We start from the raw sequence: 23,295 nt of genomic DNA, 5'->3' as shown, positions 1-23,295 counted from the left end.
TCCCCCTATTCGTTGTGCAGGACGGTGGCGATCGAGAGCCTCGCCGCTCCCCTGGCCGGCACGACCGCGCCCAGCACGGCGATCACGACGCCGGTCAGGGCCAGCAGTGCGAGCAGCGGCGGGTGGTAGACGTTCATGAGGATGTCGACGGCGTCGGCCTGGCCCGCGTGGGCCATGGCGGGCACGACGAGCTGGTGCACGCCGATGCCGACGGGCACGCCGATCAGTCCGCCGAGCACGCCCAGCGCGCCCATGGACGTCACGAGCAGCACGGTGACCTGGCGCGGCGTCATGCCGATCGACTTGAGCATGCCGAGGTCGCGGCGGCGTTCGCGGGCGTTGAGGACGACGGTGTTGAACACTCCCAGGGCGGCGACGGCCCCCAGCACCAGCGTGAGCACGACGGCGGCGCTGATGATGATCACCGCGGTCGACGACGTGCCGTCACGTGGCGGCAGCACGCGCAGCCCCGGATCCGCGGCTGCGGCGGCAGCGGTGTAGGCGGCACGGTCGGTGCCCTCGGACATCCGCGTCAGGTACGAGCTCGCCCGGGAGCCCGGCGCGAGGACGTCCACTGTGGACCAGTCGGCGAAGATCTCGTCGGCGTTGTTGGTCAGCACGACCCCGACGATCTTCACCTGCGTCCGGTTTCCCCGCGCCTGCACGGTGATCGTGTCCCCGACGGCGAGCCCGCGCTGGTTCAGGAACCTCGACGGCACCACGACCTGCCCCGGTCCGTCCGGCCAGTGCCCGGTCAGCACGCGCGGGCCGAGTGCGGCGGTGTCCCCGCGGTAGAACAGGATCGTCGCCTTCTGGGTGCCGCCCGCGACCTCGGCGTCGAGCTGGGTCATGGCCAGAAACGCCGCTGTGCCGGGCAAGGAGCGCAGCATCGACTCGTCCTCGGCGTCGCTCAGCTTCGCATCCGGCGCCTCCACGCCCGGCGGCCCGACGACGGGCGCTCCGGGCGGCGGTCCTGCCATCAGCTCGACGCGGTCGGTGAAGTGGGGCCTGACCGCGTCGTTGTAGGCCGTCATCGACAGCGTCACGCCGGCCGCGAGGGTCACGGTCAGCACCCCGAGCACGACCGAGGCCAGCGTCAACGCGCTGCGGCCCATGCGCGCGAACGGCATCCCGAGGCCCAGGCTGACCGAGCGCGGCAGCCGGGTGCCGCTGAGCCGGCGCTGGATCCGCAGCGCCCGGCCGGTGTGCGAGGCCGTGCCCGCACTGATCGCCCGCGCCGCCGACAGTCCGCGGGCCCGCAGCGCGGGTACGAGCGCGGCCGACGCCACCAGCACCGGCATGCCCAGTGCCGCAACGATGTTCACCCACGGCGCGAAGCTCAGCTCGTCTATGCCGAAGCCCTCGACGGCGTCCTGCACGACCGGTCTGGCGAAGAGGTTGCCCACGACCGTGCCGAGCGCGCAGCCCGCGAACGCCGGGATCGAGACCATCACCAGGTAGACGGCCATGACCTGGTTCGGGGTGAAGCCGATGGCCTTGAGCATCCCGATGTGCCGCAGGCCCGCGACGACGGCGCCGCTCACGACGTTGGCGACGATCAGGACCGCCACGACCAGGCCGAGGATCCCGAAGATCATCAGGAACGGGATGAACACCCCGAGCTCGGTCGTCGCCTTGTCCTTGACGGTGAGGTGCGAGAGCGTGCCGAGCAGCCCGTCCTGCGGCAGCCCCGCGGCGAACGCGGCCACGCCGGCCGCGGTGTCCGCCGCAGCGAACCGGTAGAGCATCTGCAGCGCGTTCGGTTGCAGCGCGACGATCTGCTCGGGTGCGACCCAGGCGTCGGCGGATCCCGTGACGGAGTGGGCGAAGCCGACGACGGTCAGCACCGGACGTCCGGGGAGCTTCAGCCGGAAGCCGACGTCCATCCTGCCGACGGAACCCGGCGTGCGGTTCAGCACGATCTCGCCGGACTTCGCCGCCCATCTCCCCTGCCACACCGAGAGGCGGTCGACCTGCCCACCGGGATCGGCCCGTCCCACCACGGTGAGCGTGCCGAGGAAGACGTCACCATCAGAAGTGTCCACAGTGGCCTGCTGGAACGGACCGGCCGAGGCGGTCTGCCCCACCGACTGCTTCAGCCGGGCCTCGGAGACCTTCGCCGGGTCGAACGCCGCGGCCAGGTGCGCGCCCTGCTGGGCGGCGAAGGCCCGGTCGAACGGCGCGGCGGAGGCGTCCAGCAGGCCGAGCGCCATCACGAGCGTCGCACTGGCCGCGCAGACCACGACCCCGATCACGATCGTCTGCAGCTTGCGCCGGCGCACCGCCGCCCAGGCCGCCGACCACACCGCGCTCACACCCGCTCCACGCTGTGCTCGCGGGCGATCCGGCCGTCGACGACCTCGATCAACCGGGTGGCGCAGCGGGTGGCGAGGCGTTCGTCGTGGGTGACGAGCAGCAGCGTCTGGCCGATCTGGTTGAGGTCGAGCAACAGGTCCATGACCTGCTCGCCGGACCGGCTGTCGAGGGCGCCGGTCGGTTCGTCGGCGAGCAGCAGGGCGGGCCGGTTCATCAACGCCCGCGCCACCGCGACGCGCTGCCGTTCGCCGCCGCTGAGCTGCGCCGGGTAGATGTTCTTGCGGCTGGAGATGCCGAGCTCGCCGAACAGTTCCAGGGCGCGTGCGCGGGCCTGGCCGGGTTTCACGCCGGTCAGCTGGGCGGCGAGGGCGACGTTGTCGAGCGCCGAGAGGTCGTCCAGCAGGTTGAAGAACTGGAAGATCATGCCGATCCCCCTGCGCCGGAACAGGGCCAAGCCGGTCTCGCTGAGCGCGCCCAGGTCCGAGCCGTGCACGATCACCTCACCCGACGTCGGGCGGTCGAGGCCCGCGATCATGTTGAGCAGCGTGGACTTGCCGCTGCCGGACGGTCCCATCACCGCGACGGCCTCCCCCGCCCGGACGGTGAGCGACACCCCGTCCAGCGCTGTCGAGTCGCTGTACTCCTTGCGCACGTTCGTCAGCTCGACGACGGCGTCTGCGTTCTGCATGGCGGCCATCTTGCTGAGCGGTGGCCGAGGAGGCGTCAGTCTGCGGGGGTAACTCGGCGGGCAGGTCATCCCGGGGATGTAGTCACTGCATCCGGGGTTTGATGCGCGGGTGATCGGCGCTCTGGGACAGTGACGGGGTGTGGGAGCTGGTGGTGGCCGTCGTGGCGTGCCTGGTCGCCGCGTACTTCGCGGTGCGGCTGGTGGCGGCCCGGCGCGCGTACACCCGTGCGATGGAGGAACGCGGCTGGTTGCTGGAGCGGGAACGGGAGTCCGCCGCCCGCGGTGCCGTCGACGCCGAACGCGCCCGGATCGCGCGGGAGCTGCACGACATCGTGAGCCACAACGTGAGCGTGATGGTGGTGCAGGCAGGAGCGGCGCGGCGGGTGCTGTCCGCCGGGACGTCCGAGGCGACCGACGCGTTGCTGGCCGTGGAGAACGCGGGCCGCGACACGATGACCGAGCTGCGGCACATGCTCGGCCTGCTCGCGCCCTCTGCCGACAGCGACGACCTGCTGGCGCCGCAACCGGGTCTGAGCAGGCTGAGCTCGCTGGTGGACCGGATGTGCTTCGCCGGGCTGCCGGTGGAGGTGCGCATCTCCGGTGAGCCGCGGCCGTTGCCGTCCGGTGTCGACCTGACGGCGTACCGGATCGTGCAGGAGGCGCTGACGAACGCGTTGAAGCACGGCGACGGGCGGCAGGCGGAGGTGACGGTGCGCTACGCGGACCACCACCTGCGCGTCGAGGTGCTCAACTCGGGACCCAGCGCGCTGACCGGCGACCGGGTGTCCTTTGAGGACGGTCAGGGACGCGGACTGCTCGGGCTGCGCGAACGGGTGGCGGCGCTGGGCGGCGACCTGGACGCGCGCAGGCGGCTCGGCGGCGGGTTCCGCGTCCGGGCCAAGATCCCGATCGAGCGGCCGTGAGCGGGCCGCGCGTGGTGATCGCGGACGACCAGGCGTTCGTGCGCATCGGTTTCCGGATGATCCTGAACTCCGGCGGCGTCGAGGTGGTCGGCGAGGCGGCGGACGGGGCCGAGGCGGTGTCGGCGGTGCGCGACCTCCGGCCGGACGTCGTGCTGATGGACATCCGCATGCCGGGCATGGACGGGCTGGAGGCGTGCCGGCGGATCGTGCGGGAGCCGGGCGACAGCCGCGTGCTGATGCTGACGACGTTCGACCTGGACCGGTACGTGTACGAGGCGCTCGCGGCCGGGGCGAGCGGTTTCCTGCTCAAGGACGTCACGCCGGAGCACCTCGTCGCGGCCGTGCGGTTGATCGAGACCGGGGACGCCCTGCTCGCCCCGTCGATCACCCGCCGGCTGGTGGAGCGGTTCGCGTCCGGCGTCTCCGTTCCCGCCGTGCACCGGGATCTGGCCGCGCTCACGCCACGGGAGCGCGAGGTCCTCACGCTGGTCGGCAGCGGCCGGTCGAACTCCGAGATCGCGGGCCACCTCACCCTGAGCGAGGCGACGGTCAAGACGCACGTGGCGCGCATCTTCGCCAAGTTGGAGCTGCGGGACCGCGCGCAGGCCGTCGTCCTCGCCTACGAGACGGGTCTGGTCACGCCAGGCGCGTGATTCCGTGCTGGCACGGATCCGCGGCAGGGGGCCGCGCGGCGAGACTCGGTGCCACCACCAAAGGAGGCGACCATGTACGCGCAGCTCACCTACTTCGACGGGCCCCGAGGGGCCGACATGCTGGCCGCCGCGGACTTCGCGGCCAAGGAGCGGATCACGCCCGCGATCGGGTCGGTGCCCGGCACCATCAGGAGCTACGTGCTGCGCCGTGACGACGGGTCGGAGGTCGTGCTGACCCTCGCCGAGACCGAGCAGGCGCTCCTCGACGGCCGGACGGCGATCATGAGCACCAGGCTGCTGCCCGGCGAGGACGCGGCACTGCTGCCGGGCCCCGACCGGTCCGAGATCTACCCGGTGCTCGAGGTCGTCGAGCACAACGGAACGCCGTCATGACCGCCACGCGCACGCTCACCGCAGGCGTGTGGCGAGCCGACCTCAGTCGCAGCACCGCGTCGTTCCAGGTCGGCAACCTGGGCCGCAGGACGCACGGCACCGTGCCCATCACCTCGGGCACCGTGGAGATCGGCACGGACGGCGCACTGCTGTCCGTGCACGGCAGCCTGGACCTGGGCGCCATCGACACCGGCAACACCAGGCGCGACCTGGACCTGCGCAAACCCGGCCTGCTCGACCTCGACCGGCACCCCACGATGGGGTTCACCGCGACGAACGCCCAGATCGCCGACGGCGGCTGGCAGGTCACCGGCACGCTCACCGCCAGGGGCGCGCACACCACGATCGAAGGCACCGTCGAGCTGTCCTCGGTGGACAGCCGGGAAGCGGTGCTGACCGCCACGGCCCGGCTGGACCGCAGGACGCTGGGCATCCGCGCGCCGGGGTTCCTGATCGGCAGGTACGTCGACATCACCGTGACCGCGGTGATCGTTCATTCCGCCTGAAGGACGAAGAACAGGAAGTTCGGGGCGTCCGCGTAGTGCGCGAACTCTCCGGGGAACAGGTCGCGGGCTTCCGGCAGCACCGGCGGTTCGCTGACGACGGAGATCCGGAACCCGGCCGCCGTGAACGCGTCGGTCATGGCGTGCAGCGGCCGGTTCCAGAAGGTCACCTCGATCATCTGGTCCCCCAGCGGCCACCGCGCGGGGTTCGCGCGGGTCGAGTAGTAGTCGGGCCTGCGTCCCGCGAGACGGTCGAGGTAGTAGTCGGCGGCGGGGTGGTTGACCGAGACGATCAGCCTCCCGCCCGGCCGCAGCACCCGTCGCAGCTCGGCGAGCGGCGGGCCCCAGTCCCGCAGGTAGTGCAGCACCAGCGACGCGATGACGTCGTCGAACTCGGCGTCGGGGAACGGCAGCGGATCCGCCAGGTCGGCGACCCGCAGGTCCGCCCCGGCACCGAGCCGCAGCCGTGCCTGCTCCAGCATGCCGGCGCTCACGTCGACACCGCTCACGATCGCGCCCCTGTCCCGCAGCGCCGCGAGCAGCGGGCCCGCACCGCACCCGGCGTCGAGGATCCGCCGGCCCGCCACCTCTCCGGCGAGCGCGAGGGTCGCCGGGCGCTCGTAGCAGGCGTTGGCGAAGCTCTTCTCGTTGTCGGCGGCGTACGCCTGGGCCACGGCGTCGTAGTCGCTCGGGGTCATGTGTTCGATCTTGCCCGAAGCCCGTGGTCACCGAACCGGCTCCAAGGCACTCCTGGGAACCGGTCCACGCCGCGGACCGGTCTTTTACACGGACTTCGGCCGGGACGTACCGTGTTCTCCCTGGCCACCGCACCTGCCCCGCCACCAGGCGGATGACATCGATGTCGTGCCCGCGAATTCCTGTCTCGTTTGTCTTATTGACCAGCCGCGTAACGAGACCGAAGCTTCCTGGCAACGTTGTCAGGGACAGGATCGGAGCTCGCAATGGCGCAGGACTTCGGCAGCGGCGTGTCACGGCGCCAGGCGCTGACCATGGGTGGTGGACTGCTGGCCGGTTTCGGGCTGACCAGCGTGCTGCCCAGCAGCGCGGCGGGCGCACCTGAGCAGGCGGCGCAGCAGGCCGTCGACCTCGCGCTGTTCCGCCCGGTGTCGGTGTCCTCCACGGACTACGCGGCGACCCCGGCGAAGTTCGCCGTGGACGGTCTCGCCCAGGCCGGCGTGCAGGGCTCCGGCTGGCGGGCCGCCCAGGGCGACGGGCAGTGGCTGATCGTCGACCTGCAGGGCAGATGCGAGATCAGCTCGGTGGTGCTGACGTTCGAGGCCAAGCCGGGCGACCCCGCGATCGACGGCAACGCCTCGCGCGCCGACACCCTCGGCACGGAGATCCTCTCCAGCTACGCGGTGGTCTTCGACCTCGACGTCTCCGACGACGGCAAGGTCTGGAAGACGGTCCACGCCACCGAGTCCGGTGCCGGCGGCGTCGTCACCGTCCCGCTCACGCCCGCGGTGAAGGCGCGCTGGGTCCGGTTCTCCGCCTCGCGCAGGTCGACGACGAACCCGTTGGGGCTCAACGGACTGCAGGTCTACGGCACCAGCAGGGACAACCGGCCGGCGGTCAAGGGCTGGACGAACTGGCCGGTGCGCAACCACGAGAACCCCGCGCTGACCGTGGCCCCGGACGGCTCGGTGCCGCTCGAGTCGGGCTGGGTGCTGACCATGCAGGACTTCGCGCCCGCCAAGGACGGCGCCGCGCTGTCCGCCCCGAACGTCGACACCCGCGGCTGGGTCCCCGCGACCGTGCCCGGCACGGTCCTCGCGTCGCTGGTCGAGCAGGGCCACCTGCCGGACCCGGTGTACGGGATGAACAACCTGGAGATCCCGGAGGCGCTGTCGCGGCACGTGTGGTGGTACCGGCGCACGTTCAGCGTGCCGCGCGGCCTCGACACGGGTGCGGGCAGGCACGTCTGGCTGGAGTTCGACGGCATCAACCACGACGCCGAGTTCTGGCTCAACGGCACCAAGATCGGCGCCGTCAGCAACCCGTTCGGCCGGGCCGCGCTCGACGTCACGGCCACGCTGCGCAAGACCGGGGACCAGAACCTGGCGGTCAGGATCGCGCCGATGCCGTTCCCCGGCAGCCCCGGCGACAAGGGTCCGCGCGGCGAGGCGTGGGTCGGCGCGAACAGCACGATGTTCAAGAACTCGCCGACCTATCTGGCGGTGTCCGGCTGGGACTGGATGCCCGCCGTGCGCGACCGGGCCTCGGGCATCTGGAACCACGTGCGGCTGCGCTCGACCGGTGCCGTCGTGGTCGGCGATCCGCGCATCGACACCGTGCTGCCGGACAAGACGACCGCCGAGGTCACCTTCACCGTGCCGGTCCGCAACGTCGAGTCGTCCGAGAAGCGCGTCACCGTGACGGCGGAGTTCGACGGCATCAAGGTCACCAGCACCGTCACCGTGCCCGCGAACTCCGAGACCGCCGCGGTGTTCGCGCCGGCCACGCATCCGCAGCTGCGGATCAAGAACCCGAAGCTGTGGTGGCCCAACGGCTACGGCGACCCGACGCTGCACGACCTGACCCTGACGGCCACCGTCGGCACCGCGGTCAGCGACCGCAAGAAGCTGAAGTTCGGCATCCGGCAGGTCACCTACCAGTACGACCTGCCGATCACGATCGTCGACGGCGCCGCCGACCAGACCGTGGACTTCCCCGCCCAGCAGGCCCGCTACGTGCGGATGCAGGGCGGCAGGCGCGCGACCAGCTGGGGCTTCTCCGTCTTCACGATGTCCGTGGTGGACAGCAAGAACCCCGGCACGGACCTCGCGCGCGGCAAGACCGCGACCGCGTCCTCCGCCGCCGACTGGACCTCACCCGGTGCCGTCACGGACGGGGACCCGAAGTCCCGCTGGACCTCCAACTACAACGACAACGAGTGGGTGCAGGTCGACCTGGGCGCCGCGACCTCGTTCGACCGCGTGACACTGCGCTGGGAGACGGCCTACGCGGCCACGTTCAAGATCCAGGTCTCGCAGGACGGCGACAGCTGGACCGACGTCGTGGCACAGGACAACTCCCCCAAGCCGCTGATCATCCTCGTCAACGGCGTGAAGATCTTCGCCCGCGGTGGCAGCTGGGGCTGGGACGAACTGCTGCGCCGGATGCCCGGTTCCCGCGCGGACGCCGCCGTGGCGCTGCACAAGGACATGAACTTCACCGTGATCCGCAACTGGGTCGGCTCGTCGTACCGCGAGGAGCTCTTCGAGGCGTGCGACAAGTACGGCATCCTGCTGTGGAACGAGTTTTGGCTCGGCTGGTCGGCCGATCCCGCTAACCACGAGCAGTTCTTCGCGCAGGCCAAGGACACCGTGCTGCGCTACCGTTCGCACGCCTGCTGCGTGGTGTGGTTCGGCTGCAACGAGGGCAGCCCGCCGTCCGCGGTGGACAAGGTGCTGCGGGAGATCGTGCACACCAACACCGACCTGATGTACCAGCCGAACTCCGCGAGCGGCGTGATCACCGGCGACGGCACGTACCGCTGGGTGGACCCGCGCACGTACGGCACCGGTGAGGCCACGGGCGGGAAGTTCGGGTTCTGGAGCGAGATCGGCCTGCCGACGGTGTCGGTGGTCGAGAGCATGCGCAACCTCGTCGGCCAGGGCAACTCGGGCTGGCCGATCGGGGACGCCTGGTACATGCACGACTGGTCGGAGAACAGCAACCAGCAGCCGAAGGGCTACCAGGCCGCCATCGACGCCCGCCTCGCGCCGTCGAGCAGCATGGAGGAGTTCTGCCGCAAGGCGCAGTTCGTCAACTACGAGAACATGCGCGCGATCTTCGAGGCGTGGAACGCGAGGCTGTGGAACGACGCCACCGGCGTGCTGCTGTGGATGTCGCACCCGGCGTGGCACAGCACGGTGTGGCAGACCTACGACTACGACATGGACGTCAACGGCAGCTACTACGGCTCCCGCAAGGGCTGCGAGCAGCGGCACGTGCAGGCGAACCTAACCACCTGGCAGGTCACCGCCGTCAACCACACCGCGTCGCACCTGATCGGCGTCACCGTCAAGGCGCAACTGCACTCCCTGGACGGCAAGGCGATCGGGCCGGCGCAGGAGCAGAAACTCGACGTGGCGGCCACTTCGGCCAGCACCCTGTTCACGGTGCCGTTCGACGCGGCGCTGCCCGCGTTCCACCTGCTGCGCCTCACGCTGACCGACGCCCAGGGCAAGCAGATCTCCGAGAACACCTACTGGCGCTACCGCACCCCGGAGTCCATGCACGCCCTCAACCAGCTGGCCTACACCCAGCTCGCGACCACGCTGACCGCCTCGAAGAACGGCTACACCGCGACCGTCCGCAACACCGGCAAGACGGTCGCGGCGATGGTCCGGCTGTCGCTGCGGGAACGCAACGGGACCGACCGCGTGCTGCCGACCCTGTACAGCGACAACTACTTCTGGTTGCTGCCGGGTGAGGTCCGCACGGTCACGATCGACCCGCAGCGCTCGGTCCGGACGCCGCGTCTGCTGGCGGAGGCGTACAACTCGGCTCCGAAGCTGAGCTGAGGTCCTCCCGACCCGGGTGCCGCCGTGCCGACCACAGCGTCAGCGCGGCGGCACTCAGCCCCACGATCAGCGAGGTCCAGATGTTCAGGCGCAGCCCCAGGATCGTGTTCGCCTCGTCGATCCGCAGCGCCTCGATCCACAGCCGGCCCAGCGTGTAGAGCACCACGTACAGACCGAACGCGCGGCCGTGCCCGAGCCGGAACCGGCGGTCCGCCCAGATAACCACGGCCGCCGCGGCGAAGGTCCACAGCAGTTCGTACAGGAACGCCGGGTGGAACGTGCCCAGCACCACGGGCTGCCCGTCCGAGCCGAGCACCGCACGGCCGGCGCCCTGGTCCCACTCGTGGATCGTGAGTGCCCACGGCAGGTCCGTCGGACCGCCGTACACCTCGTTGTTGAACCAGTTGCCGAGCCGCCCGATCCCTTGTGCCAGCAGGATTCCCGGCGCGGCGGCGTCCGCGAGCGGAGGGAGCGCCACTCCGGCGCGTTTCGCGCCGATCCAGGCTCCGAGCGCGCCGAACGCGATCGCGCCCCAGACACCCATCCCGCCCTCCCAGATGTAGAGGGCGCGAATCGGATCACCGCCGGGGCCGAAGTACGGCTGCCAGGACGTGGCCACGTGGTAGAGCCGGGCGCCGATGATGCCGAACGGCACACCCCAGGTGGCGATCTGGTTGATGACGCCGGGCCTGCCGCCGCGTTGCACGTAACGGCGTTCGGTCAGCCAGGCGGCCACGAGGATGCCGGCGATGATGCAGAAGGCGTAAGCGCGGATGGGCATCGGACCGAGGTGCCAGACGCCCTGGGTCGGACTGGGAATGGCGGCCAGAAGCATCGCGCCACACTAACGACGCCGGGGCCCGCACACTGTGAAGTCCGCGGGCCCCGGCTCGTGATCACTTGTTCAGCGCACCGCCGACGATCGGCAGCACCACCTTGCTGGCGCCCAGCGACACCTTCAGCGAGACACCGCTCGCGGCCGTGTCCGTGGCGAGGTAGGCGTTGTGGTTCGTGACGAGCACGATCCCGATCCGGTGCCCGGCCGGGATGAGCGCGTCACGGGCGTGCAGCTTCCAGGTGACGTCCGCGGTGGTCCCGTTGGTGGGCAACGGGGTCGCGGTCTCCAGCGACGACCGGTTCTTGGCGTCGATGGCACCCTTGGTCAGCATCGTCGCCGACACCGCCTGGATCGACACGTCCGGCGGACGCGCGCAGCCGGTCTTGTCCCGCAGGTCGTTGCGGCCGCAGACCTCCGTGGACAACTGCAGCGGACTGCGTTCGGACAGCACGGCCTGCGTGCTCGGGCCGTAGTCCACCAGCAACGCGGTGAGTGGCGTCGACGCCCGGTTCGACGCGACCCGCACGGTCAGGCTGACCTCGCCCGACAACCGCGCGTCCTTCGTCAGCGGTGCCGTCACGTAGGCCAGCCGGCTGGTGTTCGCGGTCTCCGGGTTGGCCATCATGGTGGCCTCGCTGATGTTCGCGTTCGCGCCCAGCGTCTGCGTGCCGCTGGAACCCGCTGCGGTGGTCAACGAACCGGACATGCCGCCGGCCGCCGGACCGAAGTAGAGCGTCGTGGCCTGGGTGTCCGGACGCGGCCACGAGGCGGCCTGCTCCCAACTGCCGTCCGGCTTCTGCACGTCGGCCATGGGCTCGTCCATGATCCCGTTGTCCACGCCCTTGAGCCAGTGGTCCATCCACAGACCCATGACGCGCTGCCACTCGGCCTGGCGGAACGAGATCGGGTCGAGGTGACCGCCGCGGTGCAGCCAGATCTTGCGCGGCACGTCCCGGTCGGCGAGTTCCTTCCACCAGCGGCCGAACTGCGACGGCTTGACGTTCCAGTCCGCCTGGCCGTGCACGACGAACACCGACGCCGACACGTTCTGCGCGCCCGGCCGGTAGTCGCGGGCCTTCCAGAACGACGTGTAGTCCCAGGACTCGTCGCCGTCGTCCGCGGACAGCTTGTCGAACACCGGCTTGCACTTGGCCTTCTGCGCCGCGCTGACGACGTAGTTGGCGAGGTACGTCGGGTAGTTGGACTCCCAGCCCTTGTAGCCGATGCCCTGGTCGCGGGCGTACTCGTACCAGCTGGAGATCGCGGCGATCGGCACGATCGTTTTCACGCCGGGGATGTTCGCCGCGGCGGCCGCGTTGGGCAGCGTGCCGTTGTAGGAGACGCCGAGCATGCCGACGTTGCCGGTGCTCCAGCTCGCGACCGCGGCGCGGCCGTCCGCGTAGAACGCCTTGGCGCGGCCGTTCAGCCAGTCCACGACAGCGCGGACGCTCGCCGTGTCCTCGGGACCGCCGGTGGTCGGGCAGCCGGTCGAACGGGAGGTGCCTTGCATCTCCATCTCGACGACGGCGTACCCGCGCGGCACGAAGTACTCGTCGTACCAACGGCCGAAGCCGCGCGGCACGTTCGTCGCCGATGCGGCGGCGGCACCCAGCCCGTAGTAAGGGCTTGCCTCCATCACGATCGGCACTCGTTCGGCCGTGTCCGGCCGCATTACGTCGGCGGCGATCCGGTCGAGCTTGCCGTCCGAGTCACTGTCGATGGTGGACTCGACGTAGACGGTCTCGGTGATCGCCGCGGCGGCAGGAGCCGCGTTCGAGACAGGCGTGCAGATCGTCGCGGCCGTGAGCAGGGTGGCCGCGACGAGATAGACCCTTCGCATGAGTTCCTCCGTCGGAGGGCCCGATGAAGCAGCAGGGGAAAAGCTCGGGCCCCACGAAGGAATCTCACCGAACTCGGCGGTGTCGCCGGTACGGCCGAAAGATCTAAACCATTACCGATCTCAGGCGGCGACCAGTTCCTTGTCCTTGCCCGGCGCCTTCACCTTCGGCTTCTTGTTCGGCAGCGACAGGCGGAACACCTTGTGCCACGCCGAGAAGACCTGCTTGGGCAGCGGGCCGGTCACGTAGTCCAGCTCGTACTTCTCGAACAGCGCGCGCACCTTCACCGCGACCTCGGCGTACCGGTTGCTCGGCAGGTCCGGGAACAGGTGGTGCTCGATCTGGTGCGACAGGTTGCCGGTCATGAAGTGCATGGCCTTGCTACCGCTGATGTTCGCGGAACCCATCATCTGACGCAGGTACCACTGGCCGCGCGTCTCGCCCCTGATCGACCGGCGCTCGAAGGTCTGCACGCCCTCGGGGAAGTGCCCGCACATGATCACCGAGTGCGACCACAGGTTGCGGACCAGGTTCGCGGTGAACGTCGCGGCGAGCGTGGTCAGGAACGACGGGCCCGACAGCAGCGGGTGGATCACGTAGTCCTTGAGCACCTGCTTGCGGATCTTGCGGCCCACGGCCTTGGCACGCGCCCGGAACTCGGGGTTCTTGCGGCGGCGCTTGTGCAGGTTCTTGCCGAGCTCCAGGTCGTACGCGGCGATGCCGTACTCGAAGAAGCAGGCGTTGATGAAGTTCCAGAGCGGCTGCGCCAGGTACATCGGGTGCCACTTCTGGTCCTCGTCCACGCGCATGATGCCGTAGCCGAGGTCGTTGTCCTTGCCGATCACGTTGGTGTACGTGTGGTGCAGCTCGTTGTGCGAGTGCTTCCACTGGTCGGCCGGCGAGACGTGGTCCCACTCCCAGGTCGTGGAGTGGATCTTCGGGTCGCGCATCCAGTCCCACTGGCCGTGCAGGATGTTGTGGCCGATCTCCATGTTGTCCATGATCTTCGCCACGGACAGACCGGCGGTGCCGATGATCCACGCCGGCGGGAAGAGCGAGAACAGCAGGATGCCGCGGCTCGCCAGCTCCAGCTTGCGCTGCGCCGAGATGACCTTGCGGATGTACGCGGCGTCCTTCTCACCACGACTCGCGATGATCTCGTCGCGGATCGCGTCGAGCTCGCGGCCGAGCTCCTCGATCTGCTCGTCGGTGAGGTGGGCGGTGGGATCGATGGCGGTCATGAAGCTCGCTTTCCGGGGAGCAGTGGCTGGGGGTGGGCCACTTCGCGGGGGGAGTGGGGAATGTCTGTGGTGGGCGCGCTGGCTAGCGTTCGAGTTCGCAGGGGCCTGCCGCGGCGGACACGCAGGTCTGGACGAGCACGTGGGCGGGGCCGTCCTCGGCCTCGGTGATCTCGCCGGTGCGCAGGTCCCGCACGGCACCGGACTTGAGCGGCGTCACGCAGCCGAAGCAGATGCCCATCCGGCATCCGGACGGCATCAGCACGCCGGCCTCCTCGCCGACGTTCAGCAACGGGGTCGCGCCGTCGGCCTCGACGGTCTTGCCGGTCTTGCCGAACGTGACCTCGCCACCCTCGCCGGCGACGACGACGGTCGGGCGGAACCGCTCGGTGTGCAGGCGCTCGGCGACACCGTGCTTCGTCCAGTGCGCCTCGGCGGCGTCGAGCAGGCCGGTCGGCCCGCACGCCCAGGTCTCGCGCTCGGCCCAGTCGGGCACGTGCTTCTCGAGGTCGGCGATGTCCAGCATGCCGTGGGTGTCGGTGTGCAGCTCGACCAGCGTCAGCGCCTTGTCGGCCACGAGGTCGTGCAGGTCGTTGCGGAAGATCACGTCTTCCTTGCGCGGCGCGGAGTGCACCATCACGACGTCGGTGAACCGCGTGTCGCGCAGCATGCCCATCACGGGCGTGATGCCGCTGCCCGCGGTCAGGTAGAGGACCTTGGCGGGCTTGGCGGCGGGCAGGACGAACTCGCCGGTGGCCTGGTCGAGCTGGACGACCGTGCCGGGCTTCGCCTTGCGGACCAGGTGGTTGCTGACCTTGCCGTCGGGAATGGCCTTCACGGTGATCGTGATGCGGCCGTCGGCGCGGCTCGTCGGTGAGGTCACCGAGTACGCACGCCACAGGCGCACGCCGTCGACGTCGATCCCGATCCGGATGTACTGACCGGCGACGTGACCGCGCCAGCCCTTCCCGGGCTTGATCACGATCGTCGCGGCATCGTCTGTCTCGCGGTGCACGGCCTCGATGCGGCCGCGCAGGTCAGCACCGGCGCGGAGGGGACTCACCAGGTCGAGGTAGTCGGACGGCAGCAGCGGCGTCGTGACCAGCTCTAGCAGTTTCCACGCCCTGCTGCGGAGGGCGGCACTCGTCATGACTCCAGCTTGATAGCCCCAGGGCGTAAAGTCCTGTCCGTAGGACGTGAATCTGCCCGGCTGGATTGTTCGCAGGGAACAAATCGTGACTCACGCAATGAGGCGGGCCACCGAACTGGCCCTCGACGAGAAGACCGTGACCGCACTGCGGGCGGTGCTGAAAACGACCGCCGACGAGGTGGTCCGCGCCATCATCACCGAAGTGCCTTCGTATGCGAACGCGCTTTCCGGACGCATGGGTGGCACGATCCGCCGCGCCGTTCGCACGGCGCTCGGACACTACTTGGACCTCGCCAGCGGCGCGGGCGGAGGTGGCGGTGCGGGCGACGCGGCCTACGAACTCGGCCGCGGCGAGGTGCGCGACGGCCGTTCGATGGACGCCCTGCTCAGCGCCTACCGCGTCGGCGCCCGCGTGGCCTGGCGCGGCCTGGCGGCCGGTGCCGTACCCGCAGGCCTTCCCGCCGCGGAGGTCGCGAAGTTCGCCGAACTCACCTTCGCGTACATCGACGAGCTCTCCGCCGCCAGCGCCGCCGGCCACGCCGACGAACTGGCCGCGCGAGGCCTCGCCCACGAACGCCACCTCGAACAACTCGCCCGCGACCTGCTGGCCGGCGCGAGCGCCGAGGTGCTGCAGGCGGACGCGCAGCGAGCGAACTGGCAGCCGCCTTCCGCGCTGACCGTGGTCCTGCTGCCGTCGTTCCAGGCCCGCCCCGCCTACCGCCTGCTCGACCCCAGCACCCTGGTCCTGGACGACCTGCCGGACTCCACCGGCGTGCTGTTCGTCCCCGAGGCAGACCGCGCCCACCTGCTACGACAGCTCATCAGCCGCAACGCCGTCGTCGGTCCTGCCCGCCCATGGATGCGTGCGTCCGCCTCGTACGAACGGGCCGTACGCGCGCGCTCCCTCTCCCCCACCATCCGCGACACCGAGGAGCACCTGGCCGCCCTGGTGTTGAGCGCCGATCCTGATGCTTACGCCGATTTGCGGGCGCGCGCGCTCGCGCCGTTGCTGGCGTTGCCGGCCACCTCCGGACAAAAGCTGGAGGAGACGTTGCGTGCCTGGCTGCTGCACCAGGGACGCCGTGAGGACGTGGCGGCGGCCCTGTTCGTGCACCCGCAGACCGTCCGGTACCGCATGGGGCAGCTTCGGGACCTGTTCCCTGACCTCGGGTCTCCGCAGCGGGTTCTGGAGCTGACGCTGGCGGTGGGACTGGCGCGGCCGAACGATTAGTTTTGGTCTACACTGAAGCCTTTGAACAGTTTGAGTTCGACCTGGTCGGGCGCGTAGTGGTGCTCTGGGGCCCATCTGGCCAGGAGGCTGCAGTAGCGCTCGTAGGTTTCCGCTGGCCAGGGGCCGATCCGGTGCAACGAGGTCCAGCCGCAGTGGTCACGCAGCGCCGTCGCCACCCGGCGGTCGAGGATCAGGCACGGGTGGTCCGGCGCTCCCCCGCCGGCGAAGTACAGGAACTTCGTGAAGAACGACGGGCCGAGGTAGCGGATCTCGTTGCGAGGACCAGGCCTGAGCAGCGCGAACGCGGAGGCAGGATCAGTGCGGGACAGTTCGGCGGCCTTGGTCAGCAGGGCCTCGCTGCGCGGCACGTCCACGGCGATGCTGTTGAGCCGTTGAGCGTTCAGCCGCAGGTGGCTGCCGGATCCCCAGGCCAGGCTCCGCCACAGCAGGGTGAACACGTCGGCAGGCGCCCAGACCTCGGCTCTGGTGATCTGATGTCCTGAGGGCGGCGTGCCAGGTAGGCGGCGTTCGGTGATCTCGTCGCGCCACCACTCGGCGGGGATCTGGACGGCGTGCAGTCCGACGGCTTCGTCGCGTGACTCCTCCGGAATCGCCCAGCCCGGCAGGGTCAACGTCGAGAGGTCCGTCATCGGCATACCGCCTGCATCGCCCGCCACGTCACCCGCCGTTACCCGGCGCGTCGTCGTGACGCACGCCACAGTCGCGCGAGAACCTGACCCGCGATCTCGACGTCTTGCGGAGTGTGAGAGCCATCCGGGGTGAGCCGGCCGACCTCGACGAGGAACAGCTCGTGCGCCGAGTCGCACGAGGTGACCGGCGCGCGTTCGAGGAGCTGTACCGCCGCACGTCGCCGTGGCTGACCGTGCGGCTGCGCAGACGTTGTTCCGACGACCAGATCGTCGCCGAGGTCCTCCAGGAGACGTACCTCGCGGTGTGGCGCGCGGCGGACGCGTTCGCCGGGGCCGCGACGGGCGGCAGCGCGGTCGGCTGGCTGTGGACCATCGCCGCACGCCGCCTGATCGACGCGTTCCGCCGGCGCGCCCACCACGCCACGCCTCCCGCCGCGGCCGCACACTCGCCCGCCGTCCCCGGCGCCGAGGAGTCGGTGCTCGAAGGGGTGGTCGGGGACGAGGTCGGGGACGCGTTGCGGCTGCTGGCACCCGAGTTGCGGCAGGTGTTGCAGGCGATGGTGCTCGACGGGCTGTCGGTGCGGGAGACGTCCGTGCTGCTCGGGGTGCCGGAGGGGACCGTCAAGACCCGTGCGCGGCGGGCTCGGATCGCGATGAGGGAGGCCCTCGCATGACCAGGCGCCACGCGGAAGAACAGCCGCCGATCAGCCACCCCCGGCGGACCCCCAGCGCGACGAAGGAGGCGCGACCATGACCACCCACCACCCAGCGGACCAGCTCCTGCGCCGCTACGAGCAAGGCGACGAGGACATCGCCGCCGACCAGCTGTGGGCGGTCGAGTCGCACCTCGAGACCTGCGCCCCGTGCCGCGCCAGGCTCAGCCCCGCCCCCGTCGCCGAGGCCGTCTGGGCCGAGCTGGCACCACTCCTCGACCGCACACCGCAGATGCCGCGCGCACGGCCCTGGCTGCGGCTGCGCGGGTGGATCTCGCCGGCGGCCGGGCCGTGGCTCGCGATGATCCTGCTGGTCACCGCGGCGGCCGTCGCACTGGACCGGGTCGGGGTCGTGGTGGGCGACCGGGTCTCGCTGGTGCTGCTGATCGCGCCGGTCCTGCCGGTGCTCGGGGTCGCGGCGTCCTGGGGGCGTGCGCTCGACCCCGCGTACGAGCTGGCCGCCTCGACGCCCCGTGCGGGGCTGCCGTTGGTGTTCCGGCGCACCGCGGCCGTGCTGGCGGTGGTCGTGCCGGGGCTGGCGGTGTCGAGTCTGCTGACCGGCGTCGAGTTCGCGCAGTGGTTGTTGCCGTGCCTGGCGTTCACGGTCGGGACGCTCGCGCTGGGTGCGTTCGTCGGCGTGACGCGGGCCGCGGTGGTGCTCATCGCGGCTTGGGCCGTGGTGATCGTGGCGCCGACCGTCGCGTTCAGCCGCACGGCCACGGCGCTCGGTCCGGCCGCGGCACCCTTCTGGGTCGCGCTGCTGGGGGTCGGTCTCGTCGTGCTCGCGGCGAGAAGGATGGCGTTCACGCGGCTGGAGGTGAACCGATGACCGCGCCGACCACCTACGCGTGGGAGATCGAGGCCCGCGACCTGCGAACGAGGGCGGGGCGGCGGATGGCCGTCGACGGCGTCACGCTCACGATGGGCCGGGGCGTGCACGGGTTGCTCGGGCCCAACGGCGCGGGCAAGACGACACTCATCCGCACGCTCGCGACCGTGCTCAAGCCTGCCTCGGGCGAGCTGTCGTTGCTGGGCGGCATGGATCTGCGGAACCTGCGCCGCCGGGTCGGGTACCTGCCGCAGGAGTTCGGGCACTACAAGCGGTTCACCGTGCGGGAGTTCGTCGCGTACGTGGCGTGGCTCAAGGAGATGCGCGACATCCCGGCGGCCGTGCAGCGCGCGATCGACCGCACCGGCCTGGCGGACCGGGCCGACGACAGGATGAAGACGTTGTCGGGCGGCATGATCCGCCGGGTGGGCATCGCGCAGGCGATCGTGAACGACCCGGAGATCCTGCTGCTGGACGAACCCACCGCAGGCCTCGATCCCACCCAACGACTGCGGTTCCGCGAACTGCTCACCGAGCTCGGCACCGATTCGTGCGTGGTCGTCTCGACCCATCTCGTCGAGGACGTCGCCGCCGCGTGCACCGACGTAGTCCTGCTGTCCCAGGGAAAACTCGTCTTCCAGGGCACCCCGGACCAGCTCGCGGCACAGGGCACGCCCGGCCACGCGGGCGACAGTCCGATCGAACGCGGCTACAGCGCCGCGCTCGGCATCTCCCACCGCCCCGGCGCCTGGTGACCGTCCACAACAGACATTGTGGGCCAGGTCACAGCATTCCGAGAACCCTGGGGGCGGCAGCGCCGTCTAGCCGGGTGAAGCGGAAAAGACTTGAGGGAGAACAGATGCAGGCGATCGAAGCCGACAGGCTGGTGGTGCGCTTGGGCAAGCGCAACGCCGTGGACGGGCTCAGCCTCCGGCTCGGCCAGGGCGTGCACGGACTGCTCGGCCCGAACGGCGCGGGCAAGACGACGCTGATCCGCACGCTGGCGACGGTGCAGTCCCCCACCGAGGGAACGTTGTCGTTGCTCGGCACCCCGGCGAACGGCGCGCTGAAGTCCGTGCGCCGCAAGCTCGGTTACCTGCCACAGCACTTCGGCTACTACAAGCGGTTCAAGGTGCGGGAGTTCGTCGAGTACCTGGCGTGGCTCAAGGAGATGCCGCCGGCCAGGATTCCGGCGGCGGTGAAGGACGCGCTGGAACGCGTCGGACTGAGCGACCGCGCCGACGACCGCATGAAGTCGTTGTCCGGCGGCATGGTCAGAAGGGTCGGCATCGCGCAGGCGATCGTGAACGAGCCCGAACTGCTGCTGCTGGACGAACCCACGGTGGGCCTGGATCCCGCGCAACGGCTGCGGTTCCGCGAACTCGTCACCGAACTGGGCCGGCAGTCCTGCGTGCTCATCTCCACGCACCTGGTCGAGGACGTCGCCGCGGCCTGCACGGACGTGGTGCTCGTCAACGAGGGATCCCTGGTGTTCCAAGGAACTCCTGCCGATCTCGCGACGGCCGGCACGGCCAAGCACGTCGGCGACAGCCCGATCGAACGCGGCTACACGGCGCTGATCAGCGCGCAGTCCACCGGGGGTGGCTGGTGACCGGACTGCGCATCGAACTGCGGCGCTCCACCGCGCTCTGGGCCGGCCTGGTCGTGCTGGTGTCCGGCACGGGCATGCTGGCGCTGATCACGTCGGAGACCGCGAGGTGGACCGGCAACTCGACGTCGGCGTTGCTCGAGCTCCGCCTCCCCCTCGCCTACGTGTGGGCGCTGGTCGTCGGACTGGCCGTCTTCCAGGGCATGCGGGACAGCCGCGCAGGGGTGACCGAGCTGTTCGCCGCCACCTCCCGTCCCGGCTGGGTCAGGCTCGGCACGCTCGCGAGCGCGGTCGCGGGCGTCGTCGCGGTGGCCACCGCGGTGCTGTGCGCGGGCATGGTCGCCAAGGTCGCGCTCGGCGGCGGGTTCATCTCACTCGGGTTCATCCCGCTCATGGTCACCGTCGTGCTCGCCCTCGCGTCCAGCGTCCTGCTGGGACTCGCGGTGGGCAGGCTCCTGCCGCACCCGCTGACCGTGCCGGTGGCGCTCGTGGCGACGTTCATGGTCGCGACCACGGCCGGCCGCGCGCTCGAGGCCGAGTCGCCCGACGACGAGATCTCCCGGCTGGCACTGCTCACGCCCGTGCTCGACCCGCCGGGCTCGGACCTCCTCACGACCTCGACGTCCGTGGACCTCGGCCAGATCCTGTGGTTCACCGGCCTGGGCGTGACGGCGTTCCTCCTGCTCGTCGCACGGACCCACCTCGGTCGTCTGACAGCGCTCGTCCCGGCAGGCCTGGCCGCCGCGCTCGCCCTGTCGATCATGCCGGTCAAGTACTCCGACGTGCTGGTGACCGACTCGATCGGGAGCAGGCCGGTCTGCGAGGGCGAGGTGTGCGTGAGCCAGGTGCACGCCGGCAGCCTCCCCGCGGTGGCCGCCGCCGGCCGGGACGCGCTGGCCAAGCTCGCGGTGCTGCCGGACGCGCCCACCGGGGTCCGCGAGGACACGTCGGCGATGGCTCATCTCGTCGCGCCCCAGCGCAGCCGGCAGATCATCTACGTGCCGTCGCAGGGCCATCTCAGGGTGCTGAAGATGACGCCCGACCAGATCCGGCTCGAACTGCTCGCCGGAGGGGGTGTCGCCACCTGCTCCGGCCCGAACTCGTTCAACACCTACGAGGGCGTCGTCCGCTACGTGACCGCCGGCTACTTCAACGGCGAACTGGCCCCGCTGGCCTCCGAGCCCCTCATGTGGAACAACAGCCGGCTGCGCGGCGAGATCGACGACGCCTGGCAGCAGTTCCGCCGCCAGTCCCCGCAGGACCAGCTCAAGAGCGTGGCCCAGGCACGGCAGATGTTGCTGGAGTGCCAGGACTCCGAACGCGTGCTGGACGTGCTGAGGGCTACCCGATGAGGCCGCTCGCGTTGTACGCCAGGTCCCGTGGACTGCATGCGGCGCTGGCAGTTCTGCCCGTCGTCGTGCTCATCGCGTGGTCGGCGCTGCACAAGCCGTGGACGCCGTTGAGCGTGTCGTTGACCGCGCTGGCCGCCGTGCTGGTCGTGTCGGTCGGCCTCACAGGTCAGGATCCGGAGCTCGACAGGTCGACCGCGGTCCCCTGGCAGTGGTGGCGGCTCGGGCAGCTCCTGCTCGCCGCGGTCGCGGCCGCGGCCGCGGTCCTGCTCGTGCAGAAGCTGGGCCACGAGCCGTTCCCCGCCGAGTTCGTCGTGCGCGACGCGGCGGGCATGGTCGGGCTGGCAGGGCTGGCGGCAACGGTGGCCGGGGCGAGGTTCGCCCCCGCCGCGCCGGTGCTGTGGTGGGCGGTGGCCGCGATCATGCCGCCCGGCACCTCGGCGACCGCCCGCGTCGTCACGTGGCCGCTCGGTTCCCCGGACGACGCCGTGACGACGTGGACGGCGGGTGTGCTGTTCGTGGCCGGTGTCGCGGCCTACAGCGCACGCGGCGGCCGGCGTTAGCCGAGGTCCTCCACCGCGATGTAGTCGGCGATCGCCTGCTGTCCCTTGATGTTCGCGTGCACGCCGTCACCCGTGTCGTACTGCGGGTTGACGGCGTTCGGCCTGATCGGGTCCTCCAGCACCTGGTCGAAGTCCTGCACCGACGCGCAGGTGTCCGAGCAGTCGCCGCCGCGCTTCACGAAGTCGTTGACGGCGTGCCGGTCCACGTTGTTCTGGTCGCTGTAACCGGGCCGGGGTGTGATCGGGGTGACGTGCACGGCGATCCCGGCCGCACGCAGCCGTTCGAACACCGTGCGGTAGCTGGTGACGATGTCGGTGGCGGTGCAGCCGTTCGCGAGGTCGTTCGTGCCGTAGTAGTAGATGACGTCGGTGACGCCGTGCAGGGCGAGAACGTCCCTTTCCAGCCGTGACAACGCATCCAGGCCCACGAACGGCGGCGCGGTGTTCGGGCAGACGGCGCTCGTGGTGCCGCTGATGCCGGCATTGGCGACGGCCAGCTGCCCCGACGACGCCACGATCCGGCGGGCCAGCACGTCAGCCCACCGCTTGTCGGTGCCGAGCTCGGTGCAGCCAGGACCGCAGTTCGTGCTGCCCACACCGTCCACGACCGAGCTGCCGAACGGCACCACCGTCCCCTTCAGCCGGGGGTTGGCAACGTCGACCGCGCTGACCACGTAGGTCGACTGGGTCTTCTCGGTGTAGGCGCCGCCGGTGTCCGCGGTGCGGTCGCCGGAACCGGGCGGGGTCAGGTAGTTCTCGCGGAACGCCGACTCGTGCCTGCCGGGTACGACGTCACCGGCGACGTGCATGCTGACCGCGAGATCGGCGCCAGGGCTGGTGGTCAGCAACGCCCGGTCGCTCCACGTCTCGCCACCGGCGGGGATCGTGACCGTGCGGCTACCCCCGAACGTCACGTCGCGCGTGCCGTCCACCGCCGCACCACCGGTGCTCAGGGCCACGGTCGTGCGGTCGATCGTCAACGGCCGAGCGCCGAACGTGTTCTGCACCCTGATCCGGACCGCACTGCCGCCCTGGCTGAGGTGCGTGATCATCCGCATCGACTGGTCGTGCAGGGTCACCGGGGCGAGGTGCTGCTGGGACTGCGCCCACGAGGTGAACCAGACGGGGCGCTCGGCTGTGGCCACCGGTGTCAGAAGTGCACCCACGGCCAGAACGGTCGACACGATCGCAGGGGTTCTCATACCTGGGTATTACCGCTTCGTGACGGAATAATCACGTCTCGTAATCGCCAGGTAAGAGG

Annotated in this window: 21 protein-coding genes; 12 read left to right on the top strand and 9 right to left on the bottom strand. The window is 70.5% G+C overall.

What is annotated here, in order from left to right; genetic code table 11:
• Positions 1-5: 5 nt before the first annotated feature.
• Both ACSHWB_RS33410 and ACSHWB_RS33405 read right to left on the bottom strand, forming a co-directional pair.
• Positions 6-2,315: an ABC transporter permease gene (locus ACSHWB_RS33410; protein WP_439657269.1), complete on the bottom strand. Its 2,310-nt coding sequence runs from the start codon at positions 2,313-2,315 to the stop codon at positions 6-8.
• Positions 2,312-3,004, bottom strand: a complete 693-nt coding sequence (locus ACSHWB_RS33405; RefSeq protein ID WP_439657268.1) for an ABC transporter ATP-binding protein — start codon at positions 3,002-3,004, stop codon at positions 2,312-2,314. Before ACSHWB_RS33405 ends, ACSHWB_RS33410 begins: the two co-directional genes overlap by 4 nt.
• A 137-nt stretch (positions 3,005-3,141) precedes the next feature.
• Between ACSHWB_RS33405 and ACSHWB_RS33400 the strand changes: the two genes are divergently transcribed.
• The 4 genes from ACSHWB_RS33400 (at position 3,142) to ACSHWB_RS33385 (ending at position 5,479) form a co-directional block, all read left to right on the top strand.
• Positions 3,142-3,927: a sensor histidine kinase gene (locus ACSHWB_RS33400; RefSeq protein ID WP_439657267.1), complete on the top strand. Its 786-nt coding sequence runs from the start codon at positions 3,142-3,144 to the stop codon at positions 3,925-3,927.
• Positions 3,924-4,580, top strand: a complete 657-nt coding sequence (locus ACSHWB_RS33395) for a response regulator (RefSeq protein WP_439657266.1) — start codon at positions 3,924-3,926, stop codon at positions 4,578-4,580. The genes ACSHWB_RS33400 and ACSHWB_RS33395 overlap by 4 nt, the downstream gene beginning before the upstream one ends.
• A 72-nt stretch (positions 4,581-4,652) precedes the next feature.
• The gene (locus ACSHWB_RS33390; protein WP_439657265.1) at positions 4,653-4,973 is read left to right on the top strand and encodes a hypothetical protein; all 321 of its coding nucleotides are present in this window, start codon (positions 4,653-4,655) and stop codon (positions 4,971-4,973) included.
• Complete coding sequence (locus ACSHWB_RS33385; RefSeq protein WP_439657264.1) at positions 4,970-5,479, top strand: YceI family protein; 510 nt, start codon at positions 4,970-4,972, stop codon at positions 5,477-5,479. The genes ACSHWB_RS33390 and ACSHWB_RS33385 overlap by 4 nt, the downstream gene beginning before the upstream one ends.
• On the opposite strand, the gene ACSHWB_RS33380 is transcribed toward ACSHWB_RS33385, so the two are convergent.
• Entirely contained in the window at positions 5,467-6,174 is a 708-nt protein-coding gene (locus tag ACSHWB_RS33380; RefSeq protein WP_439657263.1) for a class I SAM-dependent methyltransferase, read from the bottom strand. The genes ACSHWB_RS33385 and ACSHWB_RS33380 overlap by 13 nt on opposite strands.
• 264 nt (positions 6,175-6,438) lie before the next feature.
• On the opposite strand from ACSHWB_RS33380, the gene ACSHWB_RS33375 reads away from it, so the two are divergent.
• A complete protein-coding gene (locus tag ACSHWB_RS33375; protein ID WP_439657262.1) occupies positions 6,439-10,026 on the top strand; it encodes a discoidin domain-containing protein in 3,588 nt (1,195 codons plus the stop codon).
• On the opposite strand, the gene lgt is transcribed toward ACSHWB_RS33375, so the two are convergent.
• The 4 genes from lgt to ACSHWB_RS33355 form a co-directional block, all read right to left on the bottom strand.
• Entirely contained in the window at positions 9,947-10,861 is a 915-nt protein-coding gene (lgt, locus tag ACSHWB_RS33370; protein ID WP_439657261.1) for a prolipoprotein diacylglyceryl transferase, read from the bottom strand. The genes ACSHWB_RS33375 and lgt overlap by 80 nt on opposite strands.
• A gap of 61 nt (positions 10,862-10,922) precedes the next feature.
• Positions 10,923-12,704, bottom strand: coding sequence for a CocE/NonD family hydrolase (locus ACSHWB_RS33365; RefSeq protein WP_439657260.1), 1,782 nt, complete (start codon positions 12,702-12,704; stop codon positions 10,923-10,925).
• 120 nt (positions 12,705-12,824) lie between these two features.
• Positions 12,825-13,943, bottom strand: a complete 1,119-nt coding sequence (locus tag ACSHWB_RS33360; protein ID WP_439657259.1) for a fatty acid desaturase family protein — start codon at positions 13,941-13,943, stop codon at positions 12,825-12,827.
• An 82-nt stretch (positions 13,944-14,025) separates the two neighbouring features.
• Positions 14,026-15,090, bottom strand: a complete 1,065-nt coding sequence (locus tag ACSHWB_RS33355) for a ferredoxin reductase (protein WP_439657258.1) — start codon at positions 15,088-15,090, stop codon at positions 14,026-14,028.
• An 85-nt stretch (positions 15,091-15,175) separates the two neighbouring features.
• Here ACSHWB_RS33355 and ACSHWB_RS33350 point away from each other — a divergent pair, with 85 nt between their 5' ends.
• Entirely contained in the window at positions 15,176-16,321 is a 1,146-nt protein-coding gene (locus ACSHWB_RS33350; RefSeq protein WP_439657257.1) for a helix-turn-helix domain-containing protein, read from the top strand.
• On the opposite strand, the gene ACSHWB_RS33345 is transcribed toward ACSHWB_RS33350, so the two are convergent.
• Positions 16,318-16,971: a hypothetical protein gene (locus ACSHWB_RS33345; RefSeq protein WP_439657256.1), complete on the bottom strand. Its 654-nt coding sequence runs from the start codon at positions 16,969-16,971 to the stop codon at positions 16,318-16,320. The two genes, ACSHWB_RS33350 and ACSHWB_RS33345, sit on opposite strands and share 4 nt — an antisense overlap.
• Positions 16,972-17,093: 122 nt before the next feature.
• Here ACSHWB_RS33345 and ACSHWB_RS33340 point away from each other — a divergent pair, with 122 nt between their 5' ends.
• The 6 genes from ACSHWB_RS33340 to ACSHWB_RS33315 all read left to right on the top strand — a co-directional run bounded on the left by ACSHWB_RS33340 (position 17,094) and on the right by ACSHWB_RS33315 (position 22,034).
• A complete protein-coding gene (locus tag ACSHWB_RS33340) occupies positions 17,094-17,645 on the top strand; it encodes an RNA polymerase sigma factor (RefSeq protein WP_439664717.1) in 552 nt (183 codons plus the stop codon).
• Positions 17,646-17,721: 76 nt separating this feature from the next.
• Positions 17,722-18,513 (top strand): zf-HC2 domain-containing protein, encoded by a 792-nt coding sequence (locus tag ACSHWB_RS33335; RefSeq protein ID WP_439657255.1) that lies wholly within the window; start codon positions 17,722-17,724, stop codon positions 18,511-18,513.
• A complete protein-coding gene (locus ACSHWB_RS33330) occupies positions 18,510-19,268 on the top strand; it encodes an ABC transporter ATP-binding protein (RefSeq protein ID WP_439657254.1) in 759 nt (252 codons plus the stop codon). Before ACSHWB_RS33335 ends, ACSHWB_RS33330 begins: the two co-directional genes overlap by 4 nt.
• Before the next feature lie 104 nt (positions 19,269-19,372).
• A complete protein-coding gene (locus ACSHWB_RS33325) occupies positions 19,373-20,125 on the top strand; it encodes an ABC transporter ATP-binding protein (RefSeq protein WP_439657253.1) in 753 nt (250 codons plus the stop codon).
• The gene (locus ACSHWB_RS33320; RefSeq protein ID WP_439657252.1) at positions 20,122-21,474 is read left to right on the top strand and encodes a hypothetical protein; all 1,353 of its coding nucleotides are present in this window, start codon (positions 20,122-20,124) and stop codon (positions 21,472-21,474) included. Before ACSHWB_RS33325 ends, ACSHWB_RS33320 begins: the two co-directional genes overlap by 4 nt.
• On the top strand, positions 21,471-22,034 hold the full coding sequence (locus tag ACSHWB_RS33315) for a hypothetical protein (protein ID WP_439657251.1): 564 nt from the start codon (positions 21,471-21,473) through the stop codon (positions 22,032-22,034). The genes ACSHWB_RS33320 and ACSHWB_RS33315 overlap by 4 nt, the downstream gene beginning before the upstream one ends.
• On the opposite strand, the gene ACSHWB_RS33310 is transcribed toward ACSHWB_RS33315, so the two are convergent.
• Complete coding sequence (locus tag ACSHWB_RS33310; protein ID WP_439657250.1) at positions 22,031-23,200, bottom strand: GDSL-type esterase/lipase family protein; 1,170 nt, start codon at positions 23,198-23,200, stop codon at positions 22,031-22,033. The two genes, ACSHWB_RS33315 and ACSHWB_RS33310, sit on opposite strands and share 4 nt — an antisense overlap.
• Positions 23,201-23,295 lie beyond the last annotated feature (95 nt).

The organism is Lentzea sp. HUAS TT2 (assembly GCF_051853195.1).
Classification (GTDB): Bacteria; Actinomycetota; Actinomycetes; order Mycobacteriales; family Pseudonocardiaceae; genus Lentzea.
Note: the sequence above shows the minus strand (reverse complement) of the source record. Positions and strands in the feature narration are given on the sequence as shown.